At 33.1% G+C, this 13,552-nt stretch carries 11 protein-coding genes; 4 read left to right on the forward strand and 7 right to left on the reverse strand.

What is annotated here, in order from left to right:
- Positions 1–163: 163 nt before the first annotated feature.
- The 4 genes from GTZ96_RS02860 to tyrS all read right to left on the reverse strand — a co-directional run bounded on the left by GTZ96_RS02860 (position 164) and on the right by tyrS (position 7,724).
- Positions 164–1,645, reverse strand: coding sequence for an ATP-binding protein (locus GTZ96_RS02860; protein WP_161641078.1), 1,482 nt, complete (start codon positions 1,643–1,645; stop codon positions 164–166).
- On the reverse strand, positions 1,635–2,228 hold the full coding sequence (locus tag GTZ96_RS02865; protein WP_161641079.1) for a DUF4062 domain-containing protein: 594 nt from the start codon (positions 2,226–2,228) through the stop codon (positions 1,635–1,637). Before GTZ96_RS02865 ends, GTZ96_RS02860 begins: the two co-directional genes overlap by 11 nt.
- Before the next feature lie 170 nt (positions 2,229–2,398).
- Positions 2,399–6,070, reverse strand: a complete 3,672-nt coding sequence (locus GTZ96_RS02870) for a hybrid sensor histidine kinase/response regulator transcription factor (RefSeq protein WP_161641080.1) — start codon at positions 6,068–6,070, stop codon at positions 2,399–2,401.
- Positions 6,071–6,431: 361 nt separating this feature from the next.
- Entirely contained in the window at positions 6,432–7,724 is a 1,293-nt protein-coding gene (gene tyrS, locus GTZ96_RS02875; RefSeq protein WP_161641081.1) for a tyrosine--tRNA ligase, read from the reverse strand.
- Positions 7,725–7,888: 164 nt separating this feature from the next.
- Here tyrS and GTZ96_RS02880 point away from each other — a divergent pair, with 164 nt between their 5' ends.
- Positions 7,889–8,881 carry an NAD-dependent epimerase/dehydratase family protein gene (locus tag GTZ96_RS02880; protein ID WP_161641082.1) on the forward strand — a complete coding sequence of 331 codons (993 nt, stop codon included), beginning with the start codon at positions 7,889–7,891 and terminating at the stop codon, positions 8,879–8,881.
- Here the strand turns inward: GTZ96_RS02880 and GTZ96_RS02885 are convergent.
- The 3 genes from GTZ96_RS02885 to GTZ96_RS02895 are packed head-to-tail and all read right to left on the reverse strand — an operon-like array spanning position 8,874 to position 11,515.
- Positions 8,874–9,434, reverse strand: a complete 561-nt coding sequence (locus tag GTZ96_RS02885; RefSeq protein WP_161641083.1) for a DUF4296 domain-containing protein — start codon at positions 9,432–9,434, stop codon at positions 8,874–8,876. The two genes, GTZ96_RS02880 and GTZ96_RS02885, sit on opposite strands and share 8 nt — an antisense overlap.
- Positions 9,435–9,437: 3 nt before the next feature.
- Complete coding sequence (locus GTZ96_RS02890; protein ID WP_161641084.1) at positions 9,438–10,778, reverse strand: dihydroorotase; 1,341 nt, start codon at positions 10,776–10,778, stop codon at positions 9,438–9,440.
- An 11-nt stretch (positions 10,779–10,789) separates the two neighbouring features.
- Complete coding sequence (locus GTZ96_RS02895) at positions 10,790–11,515, reverse strand: polyprenol monophosphomannose synthase (RefSeq protein ID WP_161641085.1); 726 nt, start codon at positions 11,513–11,515, stop codon at positions 10,790–10,792.
- A 105-nt stretch (positions 11,516–11,620) separates the two neighbouring features.
- Between GTZ96_RS02895 and GTZ96_RS02900 the strand changes: the two genes are divergently transcribed.
- From GTZ96_RS02900 to GTZ96_RS02910, 3 genes are all read left to right on the forward strand, one after another.
- Entirely contained in the window at positions 11,621–12,292 is a 672-nt protein-coding gene (locus tag GTZ96_RS02900) for a DUF4271 domain-containing protein (RefSeq protein WP_161641086.1), read from the forward strand.
- A gap of 14 nt (positions 12,293–12,306) precedes the next feature.
- On the forward strand, positions 12,307–13,056 hold the full coding sequence (locus tag GTZ96_RS02905; RefSeq protein WP_161641087.1) for a uroporphyrinogen-III synthase: 750 nt from the start codon (positions 12,307–12,309) through the stop codon (positions 13,054–13,056).
- Positions 13,057–13,184: 128 nt separating this feature from the next.
- Positions 13,185–13,541 (forward strand): hypothetical protein, encoded by a 357-nt coding sequence (locus GTZ96_RS02910; protein WP_161641088.1) that lies wholly within the window; start codon positions 13,185–13,187, stop codon positions 13,539–13,541.
- Positions 13,542–13,552: the final 11 nt, after the last annotated feature.

The following is a 13,552-nucleotide window of genomic DNA, read 5'->3' on the forward strand; positions in this document are numbered from 1 at the left end:
ACCTCGTTTTCCCTATAAATTGGGACAAACGAGGTTTTATTTATATTACTTGCTATCAGCTAACTTTTCTGTTTACAAGAAAGCCAAACCAATTCTTTTATTTAATAAGCCGATTTCAAAGATTTTAATTAATGTTGACAGCTGGATAATTGCCTTTTGCTTTCTATTTTTGTGTCTTACTTTCCACTTCCTTGGTCAAATAATATCCTCCTGTCCTATTTGCTCCTTTAAATTCAATTATACCACCATCTTTTAATTGCTTTATATATCTTTCTAAACTTTTAGCAGGTATTTCAATACGTTTTTCAATATCTACTGTTCTAACTCCACCTTCTTTATGAAGCACTAAAAGAATCTTTAATATCTTATCTTTTACATCTACTGTTATTCCCTCAGTTATTCCCTCAATTATTCCCTCAAATTTAGCAACAACTCCTTTACTTATTCCCTCAATTATTCCCTTAGTTATTCCCTCACTATTCCTATTATGTGCAACATCAGGAAAAGTAACAGTTGTTATATTTCCTTTTTCTTTCCAAACAGGTGTCTTAAACTTATTTTCTTTGCAATCTCTAATCATTCTTTGTGTTCCGCTTCCAAGCATTTCAATATACTTCCTATAGAAACACATTTGGGCTATATCAGGATTACGCAAAATAGAATTGTGTTCTACCTTCAAATCTTCAATAGTAATTCCATCTGGTAATTTACCATAATTACTTATTTCTGTTCTATCAGGATAAATAGATATTTGAAGAAAACCTTCAACTGAATTATAATCCCTATGTACAATAGCATTTAAAATACCCTCTCGTAAAGCTAATTCAGGATAATTTAATTTATCTTTTCTTAGAAGCCCTTTAACAGTATAATTTCTCCCATATACAACATCAATATATTCAAATATTGCAGTGATATTTTTAAAAATATTACCTTCAAAAATTCTATCATCAATAAATTGATTTCCTAATGTTTTTGAAGGATAAAGTGTGAGTCTAATTCTCGATTGAGAAATAAAACGTATTGGGTTTTTACCAAACAATACCATACAAGCATTGGTTATATTCCCGTTTTGAAGTAATCCAACTTGAATCAAAAAATCTTCTACGTCTTCAATTTTAGCCTCTTTCTTATATTCTTTATACAGTTTAATTGTTTGTCTTATTTCTGCTGTATCTAAATCGGTTAATTCCGCACCTAATAAAGGCATTCTTTCCCAATGGAAATCTGCCTGCTTTCTTTCTGAAATAAGATTAGTCAATTTCTCAGGACTAGTAGTTTTTGTTGTCTGACCAATTCTGTTATATATGATACCTTTGTATTGATATGGTTTTTTTGCGCCTTCCCAAACACTAATTAAGATAACATCATTTTTTTTGTATTTAATTACATCTACAGAAATGGGAGCAGTTGGTTTTATAAATTCTACTAAAGCATTCTTTATTCTAACTGATTGTAGATAAACATTCTCAACACCCACTATATTTTTACCGTCATCAACTCCTACAATTAAATCACCGCCTTGTGTATTAATAAAAGAGGTAATGGATTTTGCGATTGCATCAATGTTTGGTTTTGCCTTAAATTCCAAACGAACACCTTCTTTTTGTTGCAACAGATTTTCTATTATAAAACTATTTTCCATCGTTGCTATTTGTTTGATTGATTACTTCATTAATAAAATTCTTGTTGGTAAATTGCGCATTGATATATACCATCATTTCATCTAAGCGATAAAACTCCTGTGCCCAATTACCATTTCTTAAAGCCAAATCTTTAACGTGGTTCTTTATTACATATTCATACACGTTAATACAGCGTTTATCAAAGAGTTTGTTATCCTCAATTACAATTTCATCACCACTTTTCAATTTCATTTTCTTAAAAAGATTGCGTGCAAAAACAACATCACGATGAACCAAAAACCAATAAGGCTTTTTCAATTCGATTGCCTTCTTTATTTCTTCAAATGTAATATTCTTATCACCAATATTACCTGTTCCGTAGTAGGGACGAATAATCCCTAAAAACAAATCACATTCAGTAACTGCATTCAAACAGTTATCCAAATTAGACAAGTGAGGATTTACCTTAATACTTCCAAAATGAGAATTCAGCACCTCATAACCTAATGTATTAAGTTGTGCAACAATTTGTGAGATTTGGTCTTCAAATCCATAAACAGTTGAACCAACCATTATTTTTATCCTATTCTTTACTTTACTCATTTTTGAGTTTCATCATTTAGAATTATATCCTTTTATTTTTTCTCCCCTAACGCTGAACCCTTATATGACTTACTATCAAGCATTCTGATACATTATTCGCTGAGTTAAAGATAACAATAATTTGAACGAAAACATCTCACAAAAACACTGTCATGCTGTTTAACCAAAAATTATTTCACATACTGCGAAGGACTACATCCAAAATGTTTAGAAAACGTACGTGAAAAATTAGATGGTTCTGAGAAACCAACTTTGTAAGCAATTTGGGAAATACTCAAATCTGAATTTTTAAGCAATTCTTCGGCCTGATTCATTTTTACTTTGGTAATAAATTCATGAACCGTATTTCCTGTTATTCCTTTTAATTTTCGATACAGCTGTCTTTGGCTAATGCCTAAAGCTTGCGCCAACTCATCCGAATTAAAATCAGTTTCTTCAATGTTGAGGTTGATTTTTTCAATTATTTTTTCAAGAAAATCATTATCCTGATCGGGTACTTCCTGTTGCAATTGGTCTATCTTTTTGATGCCCGCAAGCCTGTTTTGCAAAATGATTCTGTTTTCTAACACACTTTTTATCTGTGCGTTTAAAACATCCACATTAAACGGCTTCATGACATAGGCTTCTGCTCCCAGATTGTATCCTTCTATTTGATTTTCATCAGAACCTTTTGCCGTTAAAAAGATAAGCGGAATATGGCTGGTATTTTCATTGCCTTTAAGTTCTCTACAAAATTCAGTTCCCTGCATTTCGGGCATCATAATATCCGAAACAATAATATCCGGTATGAATTGTATCGCAGCCTCAAGCCCTTTCTTTCCGTCATACTCCTGAATCAAAGTATATTCTTTAGATAATTCTTTATTCAAATAGGTTTGCACATCCGGATTGTCTTCTACAATAAGCAGCGTAGGTTTGGCACTTTCAAAAGAAATTTGTTCTCGCTCCTTTTCCTGATTATCCTCATAATCCTTATTTTGATGAAGCTGTTCTACTTTAACAACAGTACTATCCTCCATTGTGGCGGCTTCGTAAGGAAGGCTAATCAATACTTTAGTTCCTTTTTCAGGCGTGCTTTCAATTGCAATAGTTCCTTTTAAAAGTTCGATTAAATTTCGTGTTAAGGACAATCCAATTCCAGAAGAATAGCCATGATACGGACTAGGGCCAATAGTATTAAATGGTTCGAATATTTTTTCTAATTCGGCGGCATTGATTCCAATACCATTGTCTTCAACTGTAATTTCCAAATTAGATTTCCCCTCATTAAGAGCCGCAGAAAGTATCACAAGTCCTCCGTCTGCGGTATATTGAAAAGCATTAGATACTATGTTCACAATAATCTGTTGTACTTTTTCAAAATCCAAAGAGCAGTATAAAGGCTTTTTTTCAACCTGAAGTTGAAGCGTTATATTTCGTTTTACAGCTATAAATTGGAACGAAGTATAGCATTCTTCTATAAACAAATTAAAATTTTGAAACGTAGGATTTAATTTCAGTTTCCCCATTTCTGATTTACGGAAATCCAAAATCTGATGAATCAACTTGGTCAAATAACTGATGTTTCTATTGACTATCGAAAAATAAACTTCTTTGTCTCCTGCAGCCACTTTATCATCCTGAATGCGTTTTAAAGGATCCACAATCAGGGTTAATGGCGTTTTTAAATCATGGGAAATATTGGTAAAGAATTCTATTTTTTCTTTGTTTAAAGCTTCTTGTCTTTCGGTATTCAATCGTTCCAGTTTGATTTCGTTTTTCAAACGATCTCGGTACAACATGGCTTTAAAAAGCCAAAAAGCTATTGCTGCTAAGAAAGCGACAAAAAATATTTTAGCCCACCAGGTTCCATACCAAGGCGCACTTACATCAATATCCAATACTTTTATGGGCGATTTTGTATCGTTTGGCGAAACTACACGAGCCTTAAAAACATAATTACCCGGAGGTAATCTATTATAGGTTATTTTACTGCTATTGGTCTTAATCCATTTGTCTTCATAGCCTTCTAAAGTGTACTCATAGACCATCTTATTCGTATTCCTATAATTAAACGAAGCTAATTCTATTGTAAAACTTCTATTATCATAATCCAACTGAATCGATTGGGTTTGCGACAAATCTTTGGTCAAAACAATTTGATCATTAATTGTATCCATCGGAATCACTTTTTCACTCGACAAATACAAGCTTTTAAAAATCAACTTATCATTAACTAGATTCATTTTGATTTCAATTGGACGAAAAGAGAGATAACCGTTTTTATCTCCAAAATATATTTTCTGATTGGCTACATCCTTATAAAATGCTCTTTCTGAAAAAGTCCATGACCCAAACTGATCTTCTCTTCTATAATTGGAAATTTTATTCGTGACAATATCAATCATCGAAAGCCCCTGTTTATGAGCAATCCAAAGATTTCCTTTAAAATCATCAGTGATTGATGAAATATAAATATTAGGACTTTCCGATTGCAATTGTACTTTTTCAATTCGCATCGGATTTGCATTCGTGTAGATTTTATTCAATCCTTCGCTAGAACCAACCCAAATTGCTCCTCGTTTGTCCCTATGCAAAGCATAAATAATATTTCCTGAAATTTGGTTTTCAAGATGCTTATCAAAAGTATTTAGCACTAATTTATCATATATCTTCCCCGCATTATTTATTTTTAACCGAACAACACCACTTCCCTCAGTTGCTAACCACAGTTCACGACCGTTAACACATAAGACATCCATAACACTTCCATTATGGATTGTATCGGCTAAATCATAAAAGCTAATTTTATCATTGGCTAAATTGATACAAGCAATGCCATTATACAAACCAACCCACAAATTATTCCCCGATGCTTCTAAAGCATAAACAGACCAAATGCTTAAATTAGGACTTAAAGTTCTATTGATTATAACCTTACATTGATTGGTTTTAGGATTGTAGCATTCTAATCCGTTACGGCCGCCTATCCAAATTTGACCTTTGTTGTCCTTGAAAAAACTGCGCGCATTCTTAATTTGGCTATTCGATTTATAAAAAGGATGATTATAATCTAAGCCTTCCTTATTGTAAATTAGTATTCCTTCATCAGTAGCTAACCATATTTCATTATCTACTTTTAAAATACCTTTAACCGTAGCTAATTTGCTGTTTTCGCTGGATTTTCTATAGCTGTAATGCAATTCAAACGGATTCCTGCTTGGATTTGCCTTATATACATCGCCTCCTCTGGTTCCCAGCCAAATAATATTTTCATCATCTATAAAAAAATCGGTGATGTAATCATCTAATAATTGTCCGGGATGATTGATGTTAGCCGTATAATGATATTTCTCGCCTGATTTTATATCCTCAGCAGTAAATAAATGGGAAGACAAAGAATACCTTTTCCCATTTACAATTCGGTTTTTATTTAACTCACTGGTATTTCTAGCCAACTTGTCAATTATAATTTTAGGAACTTTAGTATCAGCAACAATTTTAAAAGAATTCAGCTGATAATTAAACCGAACGTATTTTCTATCGAAGGTTAAAAACCAAAGTCCTAATTTTTTATCAGAAACAAGATTGCGTATTCGGTTATTGGGTAATGAGGTCTTGTCTTTTGGATTGTGATAAAAAAAGTCGAATGTTTTTCCATCGTAGCGATAAGCGCCATTCCAACTTCCAAACCAAACATAACCTATAGAATCCTTAGCAATTCCATGAATTTGAGTCACAGGATTTGCATCCCGACCAGATATTTTTTCGAAAAAAAGATTTTGCGCTTTCAATCCTGATAAAGACAAGAAAGAAAGCACAAAAAAAGAAACTACACAAAACCAAATTTGTTGCTTTTTCATACAATTCCGATAAATAAGTTTCTTTTCATAGCAATTTCTAAAATTCAAAAATAGAAAAACATCCATTAGAAAACGGAAAAACCTGATAACATTATGTCATCAGGTTTTTAAATTTAGGTATAATTGTCTAAAATAACACTTATATTTATCTATAAATCAAAATACTGGTATTTCTGAGATTTAGCTGTCCTTAGCTTCCGCAATCGAGTGTCAAATGTTTGAAAAATGCGTGAAAAGAAAAGCTGTTTGATCCGCCGCGGCGGAGAGTTCTTTTCTTTTAGCATTCGAAAACTAATTTGACCGACGAGGAAGCGTAAGACTTGATTTTTTTGTTTCTTTTTTGATCAAGCAAAAAAGAAAGTTACAGTACTCTCACCACAAAATAATTTTTCTTTCCACTTTGCAACAAAACAAACTGATTGTTGATTAAATCTTTGTTCGAAAGCGAGAAATCTTCTTTTACTTTTTCTCTGTTTACCGAAATAGAATTAGCAGTCAAAGCTCTTCTTGCTTCTCCATTCGATTTAAAAAAGCCTGTTTTTTCGTTTAAAATAGCTACAATATTAATTCCAGCTTCAATTTCAGTTCTTGCAATTTCAGCTTGCGGAACTCCGTCAAAAACTTCTAAGAAAGTCGCTTCGTCCAGTTGTTTCAAATCTTCGGCAGTGGCATTTCCAAAAAGAATATTCGAAGCCTTAATCGCATTGTCTAAATCAGCCGCCGAATGCACCATTACGGTAATTTCTTCCGCCAAACGTTTTTGCAACAAACGCAAATGCGGTGCTTCTCTATGTTTTTCAGTTAAATCTTCTATTTCCTCTTTCGATAAAAAGGTAAAAATCTTGATGTATTTTTCAGCATCAATATCAGACGTATTCAACCAATATTGGTAAAATTTATAAGGAGATGTTCTAGCTGAGTCCAACCAAATATTTCCTCCTTCAGATTTTCCAAATTTAGTTCCGTCCGCTTTTGTAATCAATGGACAAGTCAAAGCATACGCTTTTCCACTTGCTATTCTGCGTACTAATTCCGTTCCGGTAGTGATATTTCCCCACTGATCGCTTCCTCCCATTTGTAGTGTACAGCTTTTCTCTCTGTACAAATGCAAGAAATCGTAACCTTGAACTAATTGGTATGTGAACTCAGTAAACGACATTCCTTCAGCAGATTCTGAAGACAAACGTTTCTTTACCGAATCTTTCGCCATCATGTAATTTACAGTAATGTGTTTACCCACATCACGGATGAAATCCAAGAAGGAGAAATTCTTCATCCAATCGTAGTTATTCACCAACTCCGCAGCATTTGGCGCATCGGAAGTAAAATCTAAGAAACGAGCCAATTGTCCTTTTATCGCTTCCTGATTGTGACGCAAAGTAGTTTCGTCTAATAAATTTCTTTCGTTAGACTTTCCTGATGGATCACCAATCATTCCTGTTGCTCCACCTACTAAGGCTAAAGGTTTGTGTCCAGCTATTTGAAAATGTTTCAATAACATTACTCCAACTAGGTGTCCTATATGTAATGAATCTGCAGTTGGGTCAATCCCCACATACGCCGCACGCATTTGTTCCATCAAATGTTCTTCGGTGCCTGGCATAACATCGTGGAGCATTCCTCTCCAAGTTACTTCTTCAATAAAATTCTTCATGTTTTTAATCAATTTACTTCGTCAGTTCAGCCTTTCAGGCTTCGAGTGCGCAAAGATAACTTTAATTACACAATTTGAAAATTTGAAAATGTACCAATTTGAAAAAAATATCTAAAATGCTAATTGTTACCTTATAAAATTGATAAATTGTTACATTTGTATTTATGATTTTAGTTACAGGAGGAACCGGTTTAGTTGGCGCGCATTTATTACTTCATTTATTAGAAAATGGAGAAAACGTTCGTGCTATTTATCGCAAGAAAAACAACATTCAGAAAACAAAATTGCTGTTTCAGCATTATAACAAATCTTCTTTGTTTGATGCTATCGAATGGGTGCAAGCTGACATTCTTGACATTCCTTCATTAGAACATGCTTTTATCAATTGCTCACAAGTATATCATTGCGCTGCATTGATTTCCTTTGATCCAAAAGACGAAAATTCACTTCGAAAAATCAATATTGAAGGAACAGCGAATATCGTTAATTTTTGTCTTGCCAAAGGAATCCAGAAGTTATGTTATGTAAGTTCTATTGCTGCTCTTGGCGATTTAGCCCCACACGAAACTATAAAAACCGAAGAAACCGAATGGAATCCGGAGAAACATCATAGTGATTATGCTATTTCTAAATACGGTGCCGAAATGGAAATTTGGCGTGGACAACAAGAAGGTTTAAATGTTATTATTGTCAATCCCGGTATTATTATTGGACCTGGATTTGAAGACCAAGGCAGCGGCCAACTCATTAAAAAAATAGCCGATGGCATGCTATTTTACACATCAGGAAGCACTGGTTTTGTTGCGGTAGACGATGTAGTACGAATGATGTACCAATTAACTCAAAGTACTATTTGCAACGAACGCTTTATTCTTATTGCTCAAAACATCGTTTTTAAAGAACTTTTCAATACCATTGCCGATACCCTAAAAGTAAAAAGGCCTAGCGTAGAAGCCAAGCCTTTTATGATAGAAATCACCTGGAGAGTGAATTGGATTTTGAGTCTTTTTTCTCGAAAAAGCAACAACATATCTAAGGATACACTTCGTTCTTCTATTAGCAAAAATGACTATTCAAATGACAAAATTAGAACAGCTTTAAACACTTCTTTTTTAGATGTACATCAATACATCAAAGAGAATTTTAGCGTTATTTAACCCTAACTCCGTTTTTAATCACCTTTGATTTTATTGTTGTCGAAATCTTCTTTTTTGCATTTTTTGGTTTTTTCTTCAATAAAAGCAAGCTATCTTTTTTCTTAATTTTTTGAAGCGAATCTTTCTTTCTAGCCAAAGTTATTTTTTTAACTTTTTGGATAGAATCCGTTCGTTTCTTTTTAGCAATTAAAGAATCTCTTTTAGCTACTTTTTTGATAACAGCATCAATAACAGCTTTTTTACCGTCTATTCGTTTGATAACAGTATCATACATCGCCTTATACTCATCAAAATCAGAAGCATAATAAACATTGTTTTGTGCAAATTGCACGCTGTCTATTTTATATTTTTTATAAATAAACTCTTTAGGATTAACCCTGTAATTTTCGGTAGTACTAGGTTCATTGTATTTTATCGCTTCTAAAAGCGACAAATCATAAATAATGTTTTGCATTACTTCTTTATCTATAAGATGATCCGGTTCTTTTACCGTCTCCTCCTTACAACCAAAGAATAACATTATTACAACTAAAAAAAATACCGCGTTTTTCATTGCTTATCGATCAAATAAGAGTCTTTTTCCAGCACGAATATTTTTTACTTTAAAAGCATTATATACTAGCTGTCCATTTACAAAAGTATGTGTAATTCTGGATTTAAAAGTAAATCCTTCAAAAGGAGACCATCCGCATTTAGCGAAGATATTCTCTTTTTTAACTCCCCAAGGCAAACCTGAGTTCACAATTACTAAATCGGCATAATAACCTTCTTTAATAAAACCGCGTTTTTCAATCTTGAAAATCTTAGCCGGATTGTGACACATTTTCTCCACAATTTTTTCTACACTAATTTTGCCTTGATGAAAAGCTTCAAACATAGCCACAACAGCATGTTGAACTAACGGTCCTCCTGATGGTGCTTTTAAATAAGATTGTTTTTTTTCTTCTAAGGTATGTGGCGCATGATCCGTTGCAATAACATCGATTCTGTCATCTAACAATGCTTTCCACAAAGCATCTCTGTCATTTGCTGTTTTTACCGCTGGATTCCATTTAATAAAATTGCCTTTGGTAGCATAATCATCATTGGTAAACCATAAATGATGCACGCAAACCTCAGCCGTAATTTTCTTTTCTTCCAATGGAATTTTATTGGTAAATAAATCCATCTCTTTAGCAGTAGAAAGGTGAAAGATATGCAAACGAGCACCTGTTTTCTTAGCCAAAGCAATTGCTTTTGAAGAAGACAAATAACAAGCTTCTTCGCTTCTTATCAAATGATGCACTGTTACCGGAACATCATCACCATATTCGGCTATGTATTTTTCTGAATTAGCTCTAATAGTCGCTTCGTCTTCACAATGTACTGCAATTAACATAGGCGTACTTGAGAATATTTTTTCAAGCGTTGCTTCGTTATCCACTAACATATTCCCGGTTGAAGAACCTAAAAATATCTTAATCCCAGCTACATTCTTTGGATTGGTTTTTAAAACTTCTTCTAAATTATCATTGGTTGCACCCATCATAAACGAATAATTCGCATACGATTTATCGGCAGCCAACTGGTATTTTTCTTCTAAAACTTCTTGAGTAACCGCATTAGGAACCGTATTAGGTTGCTCGATAAATGACGTAATCCCACCAGCAACAGCAGCTTTAGACTCCGACTCAATATCCCCTTTGTGCGTTAAACCCGGTTCTCTAAAATGCACCTGATCATCGATGGCACCAGGAATTAAATAATTTCCTTCGGCATCCACAATCTTACAATCGGATGATTTTGCACTAATGCTTTCTGAAATCTCAACAATTAAGTCATTCTCAATTAAAACATCGCCTTCAAAAATTACCCCCTCATTTACTATTTTGGCATTCTTAATTAAAACCCTATTCATTGTTCTTTTTATTATAATCTATTTACTAATTTTTTTAATCGAAGCGAAATTACCCCAAAAACCGCTTCTACTATTATTGAATTACTCATTTTTGACTGACCTTTGGTACGATCGGTAAAAATAATAGGAACTTCTGTAATTATAAAATTATTGCAAAAAGTGCGATATTTCATTTCTATTTGAAACGCATAACCCACAAATTTTATCCTATCCAGGTTTATCTTTTCTAAAACGGATCGTTTATAACAAACAAAACCAGCTGTTGCGTCATGAATTTCCATTCCGGTAATCATCCTAACATAAACCGAAGCAAAATAAGAAAGCAATACCCGATTTAAAGGCCAATTAACCACATTAACTCCCGTAACATAACGCGAACCAATAGCTAAATCGGCATCTCCAAAATGGCAGGCATTGTATAATTTTTCTAAATCATGAGGATTGTGTGAAAAATCGGCATCCATTTCAAAAATAAACTCATAATCGTTAGCTAATGCCCACTTAAAACCGTGTACATAAGCCGTTCCTAAACCTGATTTTTGCTTTCTGTTTTCTAGAAATAAGCGCCCTTCAAATTCCGTTTGCAAAAGCCTAACCTTATCAGCCGTATGATCTGGAGAATTATCATCCACTATAAGAACATGAAAATGCTTGTGTTGAGAAAGCGTCGTTCTAATGATGCTTTCGATATTTTCAATTTCGTTATAGGTTGGAATTATAACAATACAATTATTCATATTTCTAGAAATTTCAACGCAAAAGTAACCTTTTTATGCCATTTGATTCATAATAATAGTATAATAAAAATATTGATATAAAATTTTACTAATTTTGCTTCCGCTATGACTGAATATCTGCTACATCCGAGAGTTACCGAAAACAATGACTGGGCAACCTTTTTATTTGTTTTTGCCTTTGCTATTATTGCCGTTATTAAATCGGTTTTTGGCAATCGATTTGGCGATTTTACCAATCTTATTTTTTCCGATAAATATTCTAAAATCTATCGCGATAGCAGCCAGCTCAAAAGTAGTTTTACCATTTCATTATTCTTTGTTCAGGTAATCTCTTTTGCGTTTTTTATCCAAATTTCTTTAAGCATTTTTGGCTATGCCTCAAAAACCGATTGGATCTTGTACATCCAAATTATCACTTTTCTTATCTTTTTTATTTTATCGAAGTATTTAATCGAAAAAATTATCGCCACAACCTTCAATATTGAGGAGTTTATGGAGCAATTTAACCTCCAAAAAATCACTTACAGAACTTATATTGGAATAATCATCCTACCTATTAATATTCTTTTGTTTTACTATAATACTGTATCTCAGAATATTCCTATAGCGATAATCGCCATAATACTAGTCTTAAGCATACTAACTTACTCCCTTTCAATAAAAAAATATCAAAGTTTAATATTCAGTAAGTTGTTTTATTTTATTTTATATCTTTGCACTCTCGAAATAGCTCCTTATTTTTTCATGTATTATTTGTTTACAAAAGGGAGCGCTTAGATAAATGTTAAAATATGAAAGTCAAAACAATTTTGGTATCACAACCAGAGCCTAAAGTAGAGAATTCACCTTACTTTGAACTCCAACAAAAACATAAAATCAAAATTGATTTCCGTCCTTTTATACATATAGAAGGAGTGAATGCGAAAGAAATTAGACTTCAAAAAATTGATCTTAACAATTTTTCTGCTATTATTTTAACCAGTAGAAATGCTGTAGATCACTTCTTTAGAGTGGCCGAAGAAATGCGTTTTAAAATTCCTGAAGGATTGAAATATTTTTGTCAATCAGAAGCAGTAGCTTTCTATTTGCAAAAATATGTTGTCTACAGAAAACGTAAGATTTATGTTGGGCCAAAGGATTTTGCTGATTTATCTCCATTGATTAAAAAATACAAAGACGAGAAATTCTTGTTACCGGCTTCAGACCAATTAAATGCCGAAGCGCCTATAGTTTTAAATAATTTAAAAGTCGATTGGACTCAAGCTACTTTTTACAAAACTGTAATGAGTGATTTGTCTGATTTGGCCGATGTTTATTATGATGTTTTAGCCTTTTTTAGTCCAACAGGAATTAAATCATTGTACAAAAACTTTCCGGATTTTGAACAAAACAATACCAGAATTGCCGTTTTTGGAAGTACTACTCAAAAAGAAGCACTCGATCACGGATTAAGAGTAGACATTATGGCTCCTGCTCCAGGAACACCATCGATGACTATGGCATTAGAAAAATACATAGCAGAAGCAAATAAAGGGAAATAATCCTAGTTACATACTAATTCAAATCCGTCTTGTTAAAAAACGAGACGGATTTTTTTATGCTTGAAAATTTCCATACAAATCATATCTTTTTTTTACTATTTTTGGTCGACAACTGAAATAAAAAAAATATGAAAAAAATTCACTTAATTGCCCTTATCATCCCTTTATCTATACTAATGGTTAATTGTAGCTCGGCAAGAAAAGACAAATCAAAATATGTTGAAGCTAAAAAGCTAAGCTACGAAACTGATGTAAAACCTATTATTGCAACTAGCTGTACGCCTTGTCACATGCCGCCTCAAGGAAGAAAAGAACCATTAGAGAACTACATCCATGTAAAAGAAAATATTGCTTCGATAATTTCACGTGTTAAATTACCACAAGAGGATCGTAAATTCATGCCTCCTGTGAATAAAAAACCAGCTTTAACTGATGCTCAAGTTGCCCTTTTAGTACAATGGCAACAACAAAATATGCCTCAATAAAACATCAAAAA

The sequence above is a fragment of the Flavobacterium undicola genome (assembly GCF_009909155.2).
GTDB classification, from domain to species: Bacteria; Bacteroidota; Bacteroidia; order Flavobacteriales; family Flavobacteriaceae; genus Flavobacterium; species Flavobacterium undicola.